This window comes from Plesiomonas sp. ZOR0011, from assembly GCF_000800945.1.
GTDB lineage: Bacteria > Pseudomonadota > Gammaproteobacteria > Enterobacterales > CAMTGL01 > Plesiomonas > Plesiomonas shigelloides.
On the sequence record NZ_JRKB01000062.1, the window covers coordinates 26,636 to 43,420 of the forward strand.

General features: G+C 56.1%; 16 protein-coding genes and 1 other RNA gene. 4 read left to right on the forward strand and 13 right to left on the reverse strand.

Translation table 11 applies throughout. From position 1 onward, the window contains the following. Nucleotides 1-4: 4 nt before the first annotated feature. From murG to rsmI, 12 genes are all read right to left on the reverse strand, one after another. Nucleotides 5-1,072 carry an undecaprenyldiphospho-muramoylpentapeptide beta-N-acetylglucosaminyltransferase gene (gene murG, locus L975_RS10940; protein ID WP_010862620.1) on the reverse strand — a complete coding sequence of 356 codons (1,068 nt, stop codon included), beginning with the start codon at nt 1,070-1,072 and terminating at the stop codon, nt 5-7. Continuing rightward, nucleotides 1,069-2,265, reverse strand: a complete 1,197-nt coding sequence (ftsW, locus tag L975_RS10945; RefSeq protein WP_010862621.1) for a cell division protein FtsW — start codon at nt 2,263-2,265, stop codon at nt 1,069-1,071. The genes murG and ftsW overlap by 4 nt, the downstream gene beginning before the upstream one ends. Next, entirely contained in the window at nt 2,262-3,572 is a 1,311-nt protein-coding gene (gene murD / locus L975_RS10950; RefSeq protein ID WP_039046501.1) for a UDP-N-acetylmuramoyl-L-alanine--D-glutamate ligase, read from the reverse strand. Before murD ends, ftsW begins: the two co-directional genes overlap by 4 nt. 12 nt (nt 3,573-3,584) lie before the next feature. Then, the gene (mraY, locus tag L975_RS10955; protein WP_010862623.1) at nt 3,585-4,667 is read right to left on the reverse strand and encodes a phospho-N-acetylmuramoyl-pentapeptide-transferase; all 1,083 of its coding nucleotides are present in this window, start codon (nt 4,665-4,667) and stop codon (nt 3,585-3,587) included. Then, nucleotides 4,661-6,037 carry a UDP-N-acetylmuramoyl-tripeptide--D-alanyl-D-alanine ligase gene (murF, locus tag L975_RS10960; protein WP_047708683.1) on the reverse strand — a complete coding sequence of 459 codons (1,377 nt, stop codon included), beginning with the start codon at nt 6,035-6,037 and terminating at the stop codon, nt 4,661-4,663. The genes mraY and murF overlap by 7 nt, the downstream gene beginning before the upstream one ends. Next, nucleotides 6,034-7,521 (reverse strand): UDP-N-acetylmuramoyl-L-alanyl-D-glutamate--2,6-diaminopimelate ligase, encoded by a 1,488-nt coding sequence (murE, locus tag L975_RS10965; protein ID WP_039046499.1) that lies wholly within the window; start codon nt 7,519-7,521, stop codon nt 6,034-6,036. The genes murF and murE overlap by 4 nt, the downstream gene beginning before the upstream one ends. Then, nucleotides 7,508-9,274 carry a peptidoglycan glycosyltransferase FtsI gene (gene ftsI, locus L975_RS10970; RefSeq protein WP_039046498.1) on the reverse strand — a complete coding sequence of 589 codons (1,767 nt, stop codon included), beginning with the start codon at nt 9,272-9,274 and terminating at the stop codon, nt 7,508-7,510. The genes murE and ftsI overlap by 14 nt, the downstream gene beginning before the upstream one ends. Further along, a complete protein-coding gene (ftsL, locus tag L975_RS10975; protein ID WP_010862627.1) occupies nt 9,274-9,588 on the reverse strand; it encodes a cell division protein FtsL in 315 nt (104 codons plus the stop codon). The genes ftsI and ftsL overlap by 1 nt, the downstream gene beginning before the upstream one ends. Further along, nucleotides 9,588-10,526, reverse strand: a complete 939-nt coding sequence (gene rsmH, locus L975_RS10980) for a 16S rRNA (cytosine(1402)-N(4))-methyltransferase RsmH (protein ID WP_039046496.1) — start codon at nt 10,524-10,526, stop codon at nt 9,588-9,590. Before rsmH ends, ftsL begins: the two co-directional genes overlap by 1 nt. A gap of 2 nt (nt 10,527-10,528) precedes the next feature. After that, a complete protein-coding gene (mraZ, locus tag L975_RS10985) occupies nt 10,529-10,987 on the reverse strand; it encodes a division/cell wall cluster transcriptional repressor MraZ (RefSeq protein ID WP_010862629.1) in 459 nt (152 codons plus the stop codon). Between the two features lie 247 nt (nt 10,988-11,234). Continuing rightward, an RNA gene (gene rnpB / locus L975_RS17320) (RNase P RNA component class A) lies at nt 11,235-11,611 on the reverse strand. Nucleotides 11,612-11,665: 54 nt separating this feature from the next. Continuing rightward, nucleotides 11,666-12,532 (reverse strand): 16S rRNA (cytidine(1402)-2'-O)-methyltransferase, encoded by an 867-nt coding sequence (rsmI, locus tag L975_RS10995; RefSeq protein WP_039046495.1) that lies wholly within the window; start codon nt 12,530-12,532, stop codon nt 11,666-11,668. A 64-nt stretch (nt 12,533-12,596) separates the two neighbouring features. Here rsmI and L975_RS11000 point away from each other — a divergent pair, with 64 nt between their 5' ends. The 4 genes from L975_RS11000 to dolP are packed head-to-tail and all read left to right on the forward strand — an operon-like array spanning nt 12,597 to nt 16,098. After that, nucleotides 12,597-14,534, forward strand: coding sequence for a penicillin-binding protein activator (locus L975_RS11000; RefSeq protein WP_081995677.1), 1,938 nt, complete (start codon nt 12,597-12,599; stop codon nt 14,532-14,534). After that, on the forward strand, nt 14,531-14,896 hold the full coding sequence (locus tag L975_RS11005) for a YraN family protein (protein WP_039046494.1): 366 nt from the start codon (nt 14,531-14,533) through the stop codon (nt 14,894-14,896). Before L975_RS11000 ends, L975_RS11005 begins: the two co-directional genes overlap by 4 nt. Before the next feature lie 8 nt (nt 14,897-14,904). Then, entirely contained in the window at nt 14,905-15,495 is a 591-nt protein-coding gene (gene diaA / locus L975_RS11010) for a DnaA initiator-associating protein DiaA (protein WP_010862634.1), read from the forward strand. 27 nt (nt 15,496-15,522) lie between these two features. After that, nucleotides 15,523-16,098, forward strand: a complete 576-nt coding sequence (dolP, locus tag L975_RS11015) for a division/outer membrane stress-associated lipid-binding lipoprotein (RefSeq protein ID WP_039046493.1) — start codon at nt 15,523-15,525, stop codon at nt 16,096-16,098. 189 nt (nt 16,099-16,287) lie between these two features. On the opposite strand, the gene sspB is transcribed toward dolP, so the two are convergent. Beyond that, the gene (gene sspB, locus L975_RS11020; protein WP_010862636.1) at nt 16,288-16,782 is read right to left on the reverse strand and encodes a ClpXP protease specificity-enhancing factor; all 495 of its coding nucleotides are present in this window, start codon (nt 16,780-16,782) and stop codon (nt 16,288-16,290) included. Nucleotides 16,783-16,785 lie beyond the last annotated feature (3 nt).

Sequence of the window (16,785 nt, forward strand, 5' to 3'; positions counted from 1 at the left end):
TTCATCATGTTCTCTTGTCTGCCAGCGCTTGAATAACAGCGGCAACCCGATCAGTTGCATCTGGAATCGCGGCGGCTCGCGCATGCTGCGCCATGGCCAGTAACTGCGGCCGGTTTAACAGCAACAGTTGCGCTTCCAGACGTTCCGCCGTCAGCTGGTCTTGTTCAATAATGTAAGCGGCTCCGGCCTTCTCCAGCGTTAAACCGTTCAGGTATTGCTGACGGTCTTTATGCTGGAAGGGAACAAAAATCGCTGGAACCCCAGCAGCGGCCAGTTCAGACACGGTCAGAGCACCGGAGCGGCAAATCACCACATCCGCCCACTGATAGGCATCTGCCATGTCATCAATAAATTCAGTGATCTTGTGCCCGGTCGCGCCTGCAGCCTGATAGGCCTGCTCCACTTCCGGTAACGCACCTTTGCCGACTTGATGCCACAAGGTGATTTGGTCACCCAGCGCGGCGGCCACCGCAGGCAGGGTGCGGTTTAAGACACGCGCCCCTTGACTGCCGCCCACCACCAGTACACGCAGCGGCCCGCTACGATCTTTCATGCGCTGCGCCGGCTCAGGTAACGCCAGCACATCTTGGCGTACCGGATTGCCAACCACCGGGGCCTTGGCAAACGCGCCCGGGAAGGCTTGCAGCACTTTGGCGGCAATACGTGATAACCAGCGGTTAGTCAGGCCGGCAATGGCGTTTTGCTCATGCAGCACCACTGGAATGCCTTGCAGCCAAGCGGCAACGCCACCGGGGCCGGAGACATAACCGCCCATGCCCAGCACCACATCCGGCTGATAATCGCGCATAATCTGGCGCGCTTGGCGAATCGCACGCCAAATGCGCAGCGGCGCGCCCAACTGAGCACGCCAGCCTTTACCGCGTAAACCGGAGATCTGGATAAAGTCGATTTCGATGCCGTGTTTTGGCACCAGATCCGCTTCCATACGATCCGCCGTGCCCAGCCAGCGTACCTGCCAGCCCTGTTCCATCAGCTGATGTGCTACGGCCAGCCCCGGGAACACGTGTCCTCCGGTACCACCGGCCATCACCAGCAAACGCTTCGCCTTCATCGGCTTCCTCTTACATGTGCCTGCGCCTTGGCCAGACGAGTCTCATGGTCAATGCGCAATAAAATTACCACTGCGGTGGACATAATCAGCAAACTGGAGCCGCCGTAACTGATCAGCGGCAGCGTCAGCCCTTTGGTCGGCAGCATACCGGCGGCCGCCCCGACGTTAACCAACGCCTGAAAGCTAAACCAGATCCCGATAGCACAGGCCAAAAAGCCGGAAAAACGCAGTTCGGCTTCTAATGCACGCCGGCCAATGGCCAACGCACGGAAAGCGAGCAAGAATACCATTAACAGGATGAGAACCACACCGACATAACCGAGTTCTTCGCCGATAATCGAAAAAACAAAGTCAGTATGCGCTTCTGGTAAGTACTCCAACTTCTGAATCGAGTTACCGAGCCCCTGCCCCCAAAAATCACCGCGGCCAAACGCCATCAATGACTGACTAAGCTGATAGCCACTGCCATACGGATCTTGCCACGGGTCGAGGAAGGAGGTAACGCGTCGAATTCGGTATGGCTCAGCCAAAATCAGCACCACCACCGCCATGATGCCGGTGATAATCAAGGCAATGAACTGCCACAGCGGTGCACCGGCCAAAAACAGCATGCCAAGGGTAGTCACGAACAGCACCACCACAGTACCTAAGTCAGGCTGTAACAGCAGCAGCATGGCCAGCAGCAGCATCACGCCCATCGGTTTTAAGAACCCGATACGACTGCCGCGCACCTCATCGCCTTTACGCACCAGATAGCCAGACAGGTAACAGAATAGCGACAGCTTCGTCAGCTCCGCCGGCTGAATACGGATCGGACCTAGCGCCAGCCAGCGCGATGCCCCGTTAACCGAGCTACCCACCCCCAGTACCACGATCAGCATGGCAATCGACAGCAGCAGGAGCGGCACCCCCAGCTGCTGCCACATACTCATCGGTATACGCAAGGTGACCAGCGCCAAGCCGAAGGCTAATACCAGATACAGCAAATGACGTTTGGCGAACAAAAACGGATCATCAGCCAAACGCTGCCCCACCGGCATCGATGCCGAGGTCACCATGATAAAACCGATCACTGCCAAGCCAATCGCCAGCCAGAACAGCGTCCGGTCATACAGCTGTACGCCCGGATCGTCGTTTTCCCATGTTCCGGTCACCCAGTTACTGAGGCGACCGAACAGGTTAAAGCCTCTCATCCCGCCAGCTCCCGTGCCAGACGGGTAAACTCATGACCACGTACTTCGAAGTTTTTGAACTGATCCAAACTGGCACATGCCGGTGACAGCAGCACCATATCACCCGCCGCCACTTGCGGCTGAATCAAGCGCATCGCCTGCTCCATGGTATCGGTCAGCACGGCGCTCTCTTTCAGCGCAGCCAATTGCGCGCCATCGCGGCCAAAGCAGTACAGGTGGATATGACTATCTTGCAGCAACGGTTGTAGTGAGCTGAAATCAGCGCCTTTACCATCGCCGCCCAGCAGCAAGAACAAACGCCCAGCGACTTGCAGGCCATTGAGCGCCGCTTCAGTACTGCCTACGTTGGTGGCTTTGGAGTCATTAATCCAACGCACGCCAGAAGACTCATGCGCCAACTGGAAGCGATGATCCAAGCCAGTAAAGTTTTCCAGCGCCAACACAGAGCCATGACGGCTAATTCCGGCAGCATCAGCCAACGCCAACGCCGCCAAGGCGTTAGCCTGATTATGACGGCCAACCAGCTTCATACGCGCCACCGGCATGACCGGGAAACCGCCGGCAATCAGCCAGGTCTCACCCAAATGCTCACCCAGACAGTAATCGCCGTGCGACGGCGCAAAGCTGACGACTTCTGCGGTTGGTTGCTGCGGCAGCGTTAACGGATCCTCGGCATTCACCACGCACGTCTTGGCGCCTTGATAGACGCGCAATTTAGCCGCGCGGTAGTCGTCCATACCTTGATAGCGATCCATATGATCTTCGGTGACATTCAGCACCGTGGCGGCTTTGGCGTGCAGGCTCGAGGTCGTTTCCAGCTGGAAACTGGATAACTCCAGCACATACAGGTCATAGTCATCATTCAGCAGTGACAGGGCCGGAATGCCGATGTTACCGCCCACGCCGACACGCAAGCCGGCGCAGCGCGCCATCTCACCCACCAAGCTCGTGACAGTACTTTTACCGTTCGAGCCGGTAATGGCTACGATCGGCGCGCAGGCATCGCGGCAGAACAGTTCGATATCGCCCACCACTTCCACACCGGCGCGGATCGCCGCTTGCAGTTCAGGGCGCGCCAGCGCAATCCCTGGGCTGGCCACAATCAGATCGGCGGCCAGCAGCCACTCACTGTTCAAACTGCCGGTATGCAGCTCAACGCCGTCAGGCAAGCGATCTTGCCCCGCCGGTTGGCTGCGGGTATCCATCACCCGCGGCACCACACCCTGTTGCATGAAAAAATCCACGCAGGACAGGCCGGTACTCCCCAGCCCGATAATGACGATATTTTTACCCGCATAGCACGCCATGACAGACAATCCTTAGCGAATTTTCAAGGTAGCCAGTCCAATCAGAACCAGCATCAGCGAGATGATCCAAAAGCGCACGATCACTCGCGGCTCCGGCCAGCCTTTCAGTTCATAGTGGTGATGAATTGGCGCCATGCGGAAAATCCGCTGGCCACGCAATTTGAACGAGCCCACTTGCAAAATAACTGACAAGGTTTCCATCACAAACACGCCGCCCATGATCAGCAGCAGGAACTCTTGGCGCAGCAACACAGCGATGATCCCGAGCGCCCCGCCCAGCGCCAACGAGCCAACATCGCCCATGAAAACTTGGGCTGGGTAGGTGTTGAACCACAAAAAGCCCAGTCCGGCGCCCACGATCGCGGTACATACCACCACCAGCTCACCACTGTGACGGATATACGGGATATGCAGGTATTCGGCAAAATTCACGTTACCGGTCGCCCAAGCCACCAGCGCTAAACCCGCCGCCACGAACACGGTCGGCATGATGGCCAGGCCATCCAAACCATCGGTCAAGTTAACGGCGTTACTGGTTCCCACCACCACAAAGTACGTCAGCAGGATGTACAGCAAGCCCAGTTGCGGCATGATGTCTTTGAAAAATGGCACCACTAGCTGAGTAGCAGCGGTATCTTTACCGGTCGCGTACAGTGCAAACGCCACAATCAACGCAATCACCGACTGCCAGAAGTATTTCCAGCGAGCAATCAGCCCTTTGGTGTTCTTACGTACTACCTTGCGGTAATCATCGACAAAGCCCACCGCGCCATAGCCCAGCAGCACAAACAGCACACACCACACATACGGGTTGCTCAGATTGGCCCACAGCAGCACCGAAATGCTGATGGAGGTCAGGATCATCAAACCGCCCATGGTCGGGGTACCGCGCTTACTAAAATGCGACTCCGGGCCGTCGTTACGCACCACTTGGCCAATCTGCAATTTTTGCAGCCACGCAATCAGGTGTGGCCCCATCCACAAGGCAATGGCCAAGGCGGTCAGCAAACTGACAATGGCGCGAAGGGTAAGATAAGAAAACACATGGAATCCGCTGTAATACTTCACCAGCAATTCCGCTAACCAAACTAACATGTAAACGTCTCCTGCAGCGCCCGCACGACATCTTCCATAGCTGCGCTGCGCGAACCTTTCACCAATAGGGTGATATTGGCATCTTGTTGTAATTGTTGAGCGACATACGGCAGCAATACCGCCAGCAACGCGGCTTTATCACTGAAATGCTGCCCTTGACTTGGTGCACTGATCGCTTGGCTCAGAACGCCGACGGTGAAGACCTGATCGATACCGGCATCACGCGCCGCGTCACCGACCGCCTGATGACATTCGGCGCTCTCATCACCGAGCTCGCCCATATCACCGGCAATCAAAATCCGCAGCCCTGCATGCTGCGCTAATACCGCAATCCCCGCCTTCATTGAACCGACATTGGCGTTGTAGGTATCATCCCAGACCAGCAGCGATGGCGTTAGCGCCAATGGGTATAAACGCCCTTTCACCGGCTGAAGCGAGGCTAACCCCGTGGCCACGTCAGATAATGATGCGCCGACAGCAATACTCAGCGCCGCTGCGGCTAATGCATTAGACACATTGTGCAGCCCCGGATAAGGCAGCGCGATCGCCTGCTCACCCTCAGGAGTGTGCAGAGTAAAGGTCGTCAGCCCACGCGCGCAGCGAATGTCGCTAGCGGTGTAATCTGCCGGCTGGCGCATCGACCAGGTACGCACGATTTTACCCTGCAACGCCGGTTGCCAGCTCTGATGCTCATCGATATCCAGATTGACTATTGCGGTTCCTGTCGCGCTCAAGCCTTGGTAAATCTCGCCTTTCGCCTGCCGCACGCCCGCCAGTGAGCCAAAGCCCTCCAGATGCGCCGCCATCACGTTATTCACCAACGCCGCCTCGGGCTGCACCAGTGCCGTGGTGTAGGCAATTTCACCGATATGGTTAGCGCCCAACTCCATCACCGCATAATCATGCTCGCTGCTCAGGCGCAGCAGTGTCAGTGGCACACCGATATCGTTATTAAAGTTACCGGCGGTATACAGCACGTTACCGCGCTGCGCCAAAATCGCTGCCGTCATCTCTTTTACGGTGGTTTTGCCCGATGAACCGGTCATGGCAACCACGCGCGCTCGGCACTGAGTACGTACCCAATGGCCAAGCTGACCTAACGCCAAACGGGTATCGGCCACCACAATTTGTGCGATCGCTAGCGGTAACTCGCGCTCAACCAACAATGCCGCCGCGCCCTGTTCTTGCGCTTGCGCGGCAAAATCATGGGCATCGAAGCGTTCACCGCGCAGAGCGATAAACAGCGCACCGGCCGTCACTTTACGCGTATCGGTAGTCACCTCAGTGATGGAACGCTGCGCCTCTGGTGCGCTGGCCAGCAGCTTACCGCCGACAACCTGCGCCAGTTGTTCTAACGACAGGGCAATCATGCCACCACTCCCAGCAGACGGGCCGCGGTTTCACGATCGGAGTAGTCCAGCTTGCGCTGACCGACAATTTGGTAATCCTCATGACCTTTACCGGCCAGCAGTACGACGTCATTCGGCGCGGCATTCATCACCGCGGCGGTGACCGCCTCGGCGCGACCAGCAATCACCTGTGCCACACCCGGAGCTACCAGACCGGCCAGAATATCGGCCACGATCGCCTGCGGATCTTCGGTGCGTGGATTGTCATCGGTGATCACCACGCGATCGGCCAACTGCTCGGCCAGCGCGCCCATCAATGGACGCTTACCGCGGTCTCGATCGCCACCACAGCCAAACACACACCACAGCTGACCATGGCAGTGCAGGCGCGCCGCTTCCAGCGCTTTCTCCAACGCATCGGGTGTATGGGCGTAGTCCACCAATACGGTTGGACGGCCCGGCGCGCTGAATACTTCCATCCGGCCACAGACTGGTTGCAGGTGCGCGGCGCTACGCAGCAAATCTGCCAGCGGATAGTCCAACGCCAGTAACGTAGCTAATGCCAGCGTCAGGTTACTCACGTTAAACGCGCCCATCAGTGGGCTGTCAATTTGGCCATCGCCCCAGCTTGAGCGAAACGCAATACGCGCGCCTTGTGGGTGATATGCCACCTCGGTGACACACAGGAAACGGCCATCCCACGCCAGCGGCAATGTCGGCTGCATGCTGACCGCCACCGCGTGCGGCAGACGCATTAACCACTCACGGCCAATGGCATCATCGGCGTTGATAATGGCCTGACCAAACTGGTGAGTGGAGAACAGACGCCACTTGGCTTCGGCATAGTTCTCCATGGTGCCGTGGTAATCGAGGTGATCGCGGCTAAGATTGGTAAACACGGCTGCGGCAAATTGCAGCGCCGCTACTCGGTCTTGCACCAAGCCGTGGGAAGAGACTTCCATCGCCGCGACCGTGGCACCCTGCGCGCGGATATCTGACAGCACATGCTGCACATCCACCGCAGAGCCAGTGGTGTTCTCGGTGGGGCTCACCTTGCCCAGCAGGCCATTGCCCACCGTGCCCATCACTGCCGCAGTTTCACCCAGCAATTGCGCCCACTGTGCCACCAGTTGCGTGGTGGTAGTTTTGCCATTGGTGCCGGTAATGCCGATTAATTTTAATTGTTCGCTCGGCTGATGATAAAAGCGGCCGGCCAATGCCGACAGCTTGCGGTTAAGCTGGCTTAAGTACACCACCGGTACGCCGTGCACTTCACGGATACAACCGTCTGACGCTTCCCCTTCGGCTTCCGCAATCACGGCCGCAACACCCTGCGCGACGGCCTGCGCGATATAACGACGGCCATCAGTCTTGTGTCCCAGAACCGCAATAAACAGATCGCCGGCCGCGGCCGTACGACTGTCTAGCGTCATTTCCCGTAACGCTCGCGCCGGAGCATCTTTTACCCAAGGCGCTAACAACGAGCGCAAATCATGTGTTGACACGGGCGTTCCCACTCCTATTAAGCACAACTTCATCTTCTGACGGCAAGGCATCTGGTTGGATGTTCAGAATGCGCAGTGCCCCGCCCATAATGGCGGAAAATACCGGGGCAGACACCGCACCACCGTAATACTGACCGGCCTGTGGTTCGTTGATGACCACCACCAGCGCTAACCGCGGATTACTGGCCGGAGCCACCCCTGCGGTATAAGCAATATACTTATCGACATACTTGCCGTTCGGACCAATTTTTTTCGCCGTACCGGTTTTCACCGCGATGCGATAACCATCCACCGCCGCACGACGACCACCACCGCCCGGCAAGGCCACCGCTTCCATCATGTGCACCACTTTACGGGTCAGCTCTTCTGAGAACACCCGCGTGCCTTCTACTGGCGGGTCCACTTTAGTGATCGACAGCGGGCGATACACACCGAAACTGCCGAGAGTGGCATAGGCGCGCGCCAGTTGCAGTGGCGTTACCATCAGACCATAACCAAACGAGAAGGTTGCGCGTTCGATGTCAGCCCAACGGCTTTTCTGCAACATCATGCCGCTACTTTCCCCGACCAAACCCAGATTGGTTGGCTGGCCAAAACCGAACTTGCTGTACGTTTCTGGCAGCGCGGTTTCTGGCATCGCCAACGCCAAGTGGGATACCCCCACGTTACTGGATTTTTGCAGCACACCGGTCAGCGTCAACTCTGGATACACCACGGTATCGCGCACCCGGTGGCCGTTCACGTAAAACGGCATGGTGTTGAGCACCGCATTTTCTTTTACCACTTTGCGATCCAGCGCGGTCAGCACCACCAACGGTTTCACGGTCGAACCCGGCTCAAAAGTATCGGTGATCGCGCGGTTACGGTAATGAGCGCTGTCAATCTGGGCACGGTTATTCGGGTTATATGACGGCAAGTTGGCCATCGCTAACACTTCACCGGTCTGTACATCCAGCAGTACAATGGAGCCGGACTCAGCCTTGTTGAAGGTCACCGCATTTTTCAGCTCACGGTAGGCCATCGCCTGCAAGCGCTCATCAATACTGAGCGACAAATCATGCGCGGCGCGGCTTTCCACCGCCGAGATATTCTCGACCACGCGACCAAAGCGGTCTTTACGCACCACCCGCTTACCCGGCTCACCGGTCAGCCAGGTATCAAAGCTCTTCTCTACCCCTTCAATGCCTTTACCATCGATATTGGTAAAGCCAATGATGTGCGCACTCACCTCACCGCTCGGATAAAAACGGCGTGATTCCTGCTTAAGGTAAATTCCGGGGATTTTCAGTTCGCGAATGTAGGTCGCTAAAGAAGGGCTAATCTGGCGCGCCAGATAGATAAAACGGGAATTCGGGTTGCTTTTTACCCGTGAAGTTAACTTATCCAGTGGAATACCAACCGCATCGGCCAGTGCATTCCAGCGTTCGTGTCTTTCCAGTGACGCGGTATCGGCAATCTCTTTCGGATCGGCCCACACCGCATCCACCGGCACACTCACCGCCAGCGGACGCCCAGCCCGATCCGTGATCATTCCGCGCGGCGTACTGACGGACTGCACCCGCAAAGAGCGCATATCCCCTTCGCGGATCAAGCGATCAGGATTGACCACTTGGATCCATGCCGCACGCAGCAACAGGCCGACCAGCGCCATTGCCATCACTCCACCCACCAGCACATAGCGCCAGCGAATAAAACTGGAATCGTTCTTCTCTTCCGGGCGTTTATTTTTCGACGTTCGGATCGGTTTCGCCATTATTGTTTAACCATTTTTTCCTGTGCCGGAGAAACCCGCTGCATCTGCAGTTTTTCGGTGGCAATCCGTTCTACTCGGCTGTGATCGCCGAGCGCATTTTCTTCCAGAATCAGGTTACGCCATTCAATATCCAGAGCATCCCGCTCTAACATCAGGTGCTCACGCTCCACAATCAGCAAGCGGGTGCGGTGAGTACTCAACACCACCGCCAGCGCAGAGAGCAACACCAGGATCAGCAACAACAGCGGGATCTTGCCAAATCGCAGCAAGTCCTCCGCAATAATTGAAGTCAGTGAGTGACGTTCGGTGCTCATCAGTCAGCCATCCGTTCCGCCACACGCAATACCGAGCTGCGCGAGCGTGCATTTTGCGCGATCTCTTCCTCTGACGGCTTAATCGCTTTACCGATGGTCAGCATTTTCTTCCCACCGGCCAGCTGCGCTTCGGTCAATGGCAAACCATCAGGAATTTCTGGGCCTTTACTCTGACGACGGATAAAGCGCTTCACAATCCGGTCTTCCAGCGAATGGAAGCTAATCACGGATAAGCGGCCACCCGGCGCTAAAATGGTCAACGAGGCATCTAATGCACGCTCAATCTCTTCCAATTCGCTATTGATATAGATACGAATCGCTTGGAAGGTACGGGTCGCTGGATGCTTGTGCTTCTCTTTCACTGGGCTAGCAGCCGCAACCAGCTCAGCCAGCTCACGGGTGCGAGTCATCGGCTCGCTCTGGTTGCGCTCAACAATCGCGCGCGCAATCCGCTTAGCAAAACGCTCTTCACCGAAAGTTTTCAGCACCCACGCAATGTCTTCGGCTTCGGCTTTTTGCAGCCACTCGGCGGCAGAAAAACCACTGCTCGGATCCATACGCATATCCAGTGGGCCATCACGCATAAAGCTAAAACCACGCTCGGCATCATCCAATTGCGGTGACGAGACGCCCAGATCCAGCAAGAAGCCGTCAATTTTGCCGGTCAAACCCAGCTCTTCAACATACTGCTGCACATTCGAGAACGGGCCATGCACGATTTGAAAGCGCGGATCGTCGATGGTAGCCGCTTCAGCAATCGCCTGCGGATCACGGTCAATCGCAATCAGACGCCCTTGTGGGCCAAGTTGGGACAGGATCAGGCGAGAGTGTCCGCCACGACCGAAAGTACCATCGATATAGATACCATCCGGGCGAATAGCAAGACCGCCCACGGCCTCATGCAGCAGGACGGTAATATGGGAAGTTTGTTCTGACATAATTATAAAAATAGATCCTGTAATCGGGCAGACAGCACTGAAGGGCCGGTCTGCTCCGCCTGAATATCAAGTTGGATTTGCTGCTGCCATGCATCTGCATCCCAAATCTCAAATTTATTAAGCTGGCCGACCAGCATCAGCTCTTTGTGCAACTGGGCATAACTGCGCAAGGTGGCTGGCAATAAAATTCGTCCTGCGCTGTCCATCTCACACTCGGCGGCATGCCCCAGCAACAAACGCTGAATACGCCGCTCTTCTGGCACCATGCTGGATAAACCGGCCAGTTTTTGCTCAATAAATTCCCACTGTGGTAATGGATAAAGCAGCAGACAGGGCTGATGGATGTCGATGGTGCAGATTAACTGTCCCAGACATTCATTCAGTAAGTGATCCCGGTAGCGGGTTGGTATCGCCAAGCGTCCTTTGCTGTCGAGGCTTAAGGACAGGGCACCACGAAACATGGTCGTTTTGTATCCCCTGCAACCCAAAATTCACCACAAAAACCCATAAATTCCCACAAATGCAAGTTTACGGAGGGGGGAAAAAGCTTGTCAAGCGTGATGCAGCACAGACTAGCCGCCATTTTTCGGGGAAATCAGAAAATTCATATGCTTATCCGTGCAACTGAATCCGAGATAAATATAAGAAGCGGCGTACTCAGTCCAAAAAGGAAAAAAGCCACGTCAAAGACGTGGCTTTTTCTCGAAATGAGGGAGTCGGCCGGTAAGCCGGGTTCTGTCGTGGACAGTCATTCCTCTAGGCCAGCACTCGCGCACTGGCTCAAGCAACCTACCCGGGTTCAATGCGGGCCGCACCAATGAACCCCTATTTGGTCTTGCTCCGGGTGGAGTTTACCGTGCCACGAACTGTTACCAGTCGCGCGGTGCGCTCTTACCGCACCCTTTCACCCTTACCTGATCCTGTGAAACACAGGCCATCGGCGGTTTGCTCTCTGTTGCACTAGTCGTCGGCTTGCGCCGCCCAGGCGTTACCTGGCACCCTGCCCTATGGAGCCCGGACTTTCCTCCCCCCCGTGTGTCTCCCCGAGGGGACGACCACGAAGCGGCGACTGTCTGGCCAACTCCGCGGCGGATTATAACGAGAAAGCGATCACAGCGCCAGTGTAAAGCGCACTGAAATCACTCACTCAAGTAATCCAGCCCATAACGGTACAGGGCATTTTTCTTCACCCCGTGGATCTCAGCGGTTAACGCCGCCGCTTTTTTCAGCGGTAACTCTTGCGCCAACAAGGTCAAGGTCTTGATCACCGCTGCTGACAACGCATCCTCTTCGGCCGGTTTTGCACCTTCCACAATCAGCACCATCTCACCACGGCGACGCACTTCATCTTCTTGCACCCAAGCCAGCAATTCACCAACCGGTGCACCATGGATGGTTTCCCAAGTTTTGGTTAGCTCACGGGCCAGCACCACATAACGCTCAGCGCCCAGCACGGTGACCATATCTTGCAGGCTATCGAGCAGACGGTGGGTCGATTCGTAGAAAATCAACGTGCGCGGCTCTTCCACAACGGCACGCAGCGTATCCTGACGCCCTTTGGTCTTCGCCGGTAAAAAGCCTTCAAAGCAAAAACGATCGGAGGCAATTCCCGAGGCGCTCAATGCCGCAATTGCCGCGCACGGCCCTGGCAGCGGCACCACTTTCACCCCCGCTTCACGGCAACGACGCACCAGATGGAAACCGGGATCACTGATCAGCGGCGTACCGGCATCGGAAATCAGTGCAATACTGTGGCCTTGGCACAGTTTTTCCACCAGCACTTCCGCTTTTTGTTGCTCATTATGATCATGCAGCGCAAAAAAGCGCGCTTGTATGCCAAAATGTTGTAACAATAATCCACTATGACGGGTATCTTCAGCGGCAATAAGATCGACCTGCTGTAATACATTCAGTGCCCGTTGAGTAATGTCTTCTAAGTTACCAATTGGCGTGGGAACTATGTACAGAGTTGCCGGAGTGATGAAAGATTGTTCGGTAGCTTTCATTGTATAGACTTCATTGCCGATTTAAGATTAACCGTCTCTAGGAAGAAACGTGACTGGAATGCCCATGCTTCCCTCTTTATGCTCCGGCGTCAATGCAAGACGCGTAATTTTACCGCTTTTCATGGCCTTTGCTCTGGCAGCCTGTCAAGCGCCACAACAATCAGGCTCTGGCAATGTGCCGGGTATCGAGCAATTGGCTTCGTCGGCCTATTATCTGCAGCAAGCTGCCACCAGCAGCGCGAAAGATAAAGCCACGTGGCAGTTGTTGGCGGTACAGGCGCTGCTCAAAGAGAAAAACCTGCCACAAGCCGAACAAACCTTAACTGCGGTACAAGAGCCGCTAAGCGATGTACAGCGCCATGAAATGCTGCTGTTACGTGCTGAGCTGGACGTGGCCAAAAACAACATGCCCGCCGCCAGCAAATACTTGGCGGAGCTGAATGTGGCCATGCTGACGCCACTGCAAAAGATGCGCTATTACCAGACGCGTATCGCCGTGGATGACGCCAAAGGGAATATCATTGAATCCGTGCGTGATCATATCGCACTTTCCGAGTACCTCACCAGCCCAGAGCAAAAGCAGGCCAATCTAGACCAAACTTGGCAAGTGCTAAGTCAGGCACCGGCCAGCGAACTGGCACAAGCAGTGATCAGCCCGCAAGAAACCATTTTGCTCGGTTGGCTCGACTTGGCGCGGGTGTATCAGGAAAACCGCTATAACCTGCCACAACTGAAAGCCGGTATTGCCGATTGGAAAGCGCGCTTCCCGAAACATCCAGCCGCGCTGACTTTACCGACTCAGCTTAACCAATACCTGACGCTACCGGCTTCCACCATGGATGCCATCGGTCTGTTGCTGCCAGTCAGCGGCCAAAACCAAGCGCTGGGCGATGCCATTCGCCAAGGCTTCATGGCTGGGATGCTGGATGACAGCAGTCGTAACCCGAATACCCGCGTACAAGTGTACGACACCGCCAGCAAACCGCTGCCGGCCATCATTCAGCAAGCCCAGCAAGAAGGGGTGCGTACCTTGGTCGGTCCGCTGTTGAAAAACCGGGTCGATGAACTGCTGAAAATGCAATTACCGGCCGATATGTCGGTGCTGGCATTAAACCAGCCGGAAAACCCACCGGCCAATAACAGCATCTGCTACTACGCCCTGTCGCCAGAAGATGAAGCCGCCGATGCGGCGCAGCATATCTGGGATCAAGGCCAACGTACCCCGTTGGTACTGGTGCCGGGTAATCCGTTTGGCCAGCGCGTCGCCAATGCGTTTCGTCGTCAGTGGCAACAGCTGAGCGGCAGTGAGCCGACCGTGCAATATTTTGGTGATACCGTCGCACTGCGCCAGAGCATCAACCAAAGCCTGCGTAGCCAAGGCAAAGCTGACATCCTGCGCCAAGTGCTGGGGGTATCCTTAAGCGCTGATGCCAACCGCGGTGCCATCGATGCTATCTATCTGGTCACTACCCCTGATGAGCTGTCACTGCTCAAGCCGTTTATCGATGCCTCACTGCTAAGCGGTCAGCAGCGTCCGGCGCTGTACACCAGCTCACGCAGCAATCAGGCCGGTAATGGCCCAGATTTTCGTCTGGAGATGGATGGCGTGCAATTCAGCGATATCCCGATGCTGACCATTCCAAACTCACCGGCCGCGCAGCGTGTCAGCCAGATCTGGAGCAATCCGGACTACTCGCTGTCCCGCCTGTACGCCATGGGGATGGATGCTTGGACTCTGGCCAGCCACTTCAATGAACTGCGCCAGGTCAGTGGCTATCAGGTTGCCGGTCAGACCGGTCTGCTCAGTGCCAGTGAAAACTGCACCGTGCACCGTCAGCTGAACTGGCTGCGCTATCAGAACGGAGGGCTGCTGCCAGTATCGATGAGTGTCGATCCTAACGCCGCCGCCAACGCACCAACCGGTGAACTGCCGGTGAACGCGCCGCTCGATAGCACCACGCCACCTGCGGCCACCACCGTGGCCGATCCTCAGGCTCAGTGAGCCTCTCCCGCCGGGCTTTAGGCGCGCAGTTTGAACAACGTGCGCGCCTGTATCTCGAACAGCAGGGGCTGCAATTCATCGCCGCCAACGTCACGCTGCGCGGCGGTGAATTGGATCTGATCATGCTTGATGGGTATGATTGGGTTTTCGTCGAAGTCCGCTACCGTCGCCATGCTCATTTAGGCTCTGCCGTCGACAGCGTCACGCCAACCAAACAACGTCGCTTGTATCACAGCGCGTCAGTTTGGTTGCATCAACGCGGACAAAGTATCGATACCGCCAATTGCCGCTTTGATATTGTGGCATTTGATGGGCCGGATGCCCGTATTAGCTGGTATCAGAACATCTTACACTACCATTAACAGACACTATGTTAGAACAAATCAAAGCCTGCTTTACCGAAAGCATTCAAACCCAAATAGCCGCGGCTGAAGCTCTGCCAGATGCCATTGCCCGCGCCGCTCTGGTGATGGCGCAGTGCCTGTTAAACGGCAATAAAATTCTTTGCTGCGGCAATGGTGCCTCGGCGGCCAATGCTCAGCACTTTACCGCATGTCTGGTGAATCGCTATGAAACCGAGCGTCCAAGCTTGCCGGCGATCGCCCTGACGGCGGACAGCATCATGCTGACCGCTATCGGCAATGATGACTTGCAAACCGAGATCTACTCCAAGCAAGTACGCGCGTTAGGTCAAAATGGCGATATTCTGCTGGCCATCTCCACCAAGGGAAACAGCAAAGATATCGTCAAAGCGGTGGAAGCTGCGGTCACCCGTGATATGACCATCATTGCCCTGACCGGCTATGACGGCGGTATTCTGGCCGGTTTATTGGGTGAGCAGGATGTGGAGATCCGCATTCCGTCCCACCGCCAGTCTCGCATTCAGGAGATGCATATGCTGACCCTGAACTGCCTGTGCGATCTGATTGACCGGACCTTGTTCCCGCATCAGGACGATTAATTTCAGCCCATTTCAAGGAGAGCCTCCATGCGCATCACCGCTAAACTGGCCATTGTACTGCTGGCCTTTGCCTTGCAAGGTTGTGTCGGCGCCGTTATCGTCGGCGGCGCGGCAGTGGCCGGCAAAGTGGCCACCGATCCACGCAGTGTCGGCGGCCAGATTGACGATGAAACACTGGAGCTGCGCGTCAGCGATGCCCTGAGCAAAGATGCCCAGTTGAAAAAAGAAGCCCGCGTACTCCCAACGGCCTATGAAGGCCGCGTACTGTTAGTCGGCGAAACGCCAACTGCGGAGCTGGCCAAACACGCCGGCCAGATTGCGGCCGGCGTTCAAGGAGTAACGGCAGTGTATAACGAGATCCGTGTTGGTAAACCAATCAGCTTCGGCACCATCTCTAATGACACTTGGATCACCACCAAAGTGCGCTCTCAGCTGCTCGGCAGTGACAAGGTCAAAGCCAGCAATGTGAAGGTCACCACCGAAAACGGGGAAGTGTTCTTGATTGGTAAACTGACCCGCGCAGAAGCCGACGCGGCCACCAATATTGCCCGTAACGTCAGTGGCGTGAAGCGGGTAGTCAAAGTGTTCGACTATGTAAATTAAGGTGAATTAAGTACAAGTGAATTAAGCGCAAATTCATTAAGCACGAGCCAATTAAGTTAACGTAAGTGCGCCGACCTAAAAAAAATGCAGCCCATTAGGCTGCATTTTTTATTGTCCGGATTTCTTGTTGCATGCGCAGATAACACCGCACAACCGGCACCGGACGGTTTCGGTTTATCACACAGTGAGTTATTTCACTACGCGTAGAGTCGGACGACCACGCGGACGTGGCGGCTCATCATCTGGCCCGTTATCATCACCGGCCAGCTCTTCGACCAGCACCAGATTCGGCTCGGCATTGGCCGACGCTTCTTCTTCTGCCGCCGCCGCAAACTCGTCTTCATCCGGAAGATCATAGGCAACTTCCGGCTCAAACAGTGTACCAGCGCCGTTTTCACGCGCATACAGCGCCAGAACAGCCGCCATCGGCACATCGACTTGTTGCGGAATACCGCCAAAACGGGCATTGAAGCGAATAGCGTCGTTGCCCAGTTCCAGATTTCCTACCGCCCGCGGAGCAATGTTCAGTACGATCTGCCCGTCACGGACAAAGTCCATCGGCACCTGTACTCCCGGCAACATGGCGTCCACCACCAGATGCGGGGTTAAATTATTGTCCAGCAGCCAGTCATAATACGCACGAACCAGATACGGTCGGCGAGGTTTCATCTGGGTTAACTCCATCAG

Bases quoted from the DNA above. Each gene is read 5' to 3' on its own strand.
- dolP (WP_039046493.1), top strand. From the start codon at position 15,523: ATGCGCATCACCGCTAAACTGGCCATTGTACTGCTGGCCTTTGCCTTG.
- diaA (WP_010862634.1), top strand. From the start codon at position 14,905: ATGTTAGAACAAATCAAAGCCTGCTTTACCGAAAGCATTCAAACCCAA.
- ftsL (WP_010862627.1), bottom strand. From the start codon at position 9,588: ATGAGCACCGAACGTCACTCACTGACTTCAATTATTGCGGAGGACTTG.
- murF (WP_047708683.1), bottom strand. From the start codon at position 6,037: ATGATTGCCCTGTCGTTAGAACAACTGGCGCAGGTTGTCGGCGGTAAG.
- sspB (WP_010862636.1), bottom strand. From the start codon at position 16,782: ATGGAGTTAACCCAGATGAAACCTCGCCGACCGTATCTGGTTCGTGCG.
- rsmH (WP_039046496.1), bottom strand. From the start codon at position 10,526: ATGTCAGAACAAACTTCCCATATTACCGTCCTGCTGCATGAGGCCGTG.
- ftsI (WP_039046498.1), bottom strand. From the start codon at position 9,274: ATGGCGAAACCGATCCGAACGTCGAAAAATAAACGCCCGGAAGAGAAG.
- L975_RS11000 (WP_081995677.1), top strand. From the start codon at position 12,597: ATGCTTCCCTCTTTATGCTCCGGCGTCAATGCAAGACGCGTAATTTTA.
- murD (WP_039046501.1), bottom strand. From the start codon at position 3,572: ATGGCGTGCTATGCGGGTAAAAATATCGTCATTATCGGGCTGGGGAGT.
- mraZ (WP_010862629.1), bottom strand. From the start codon at position 10,987: ATGTTTCGTGGTGCCCTGTCCTTAAGCCTCGACAGCAAAGGACGCTTG.
- mraY (WP_010862623.1), bottom strand. From the start codon at position 4,667: ATGTTAGTTTGGTTAGCGGAATTGCTGGTGAAGTATTACAGCGGATTC.
- rsmI (WP_039046495.1), bottom strand. From the start codon at position 12,532: ATGAAAGCTACCGAACAATCTTTCATCACTCCGGCAACTCTGTACATA.
- ftsW (WP_010862621.1), bottom strand. From the start codon at position 2,265: ATGAGAGGCTTTAACCTGTTCGGTCGCCTCAGTAACTGGGTGACCGGA.
- murG (WP_010862620.1), bottom strand. From the start codon at position 1,072: ATGAAGGCGAAGCGTTTGCTGGTGATGGCCGGTGGTACCGGAGGACAC.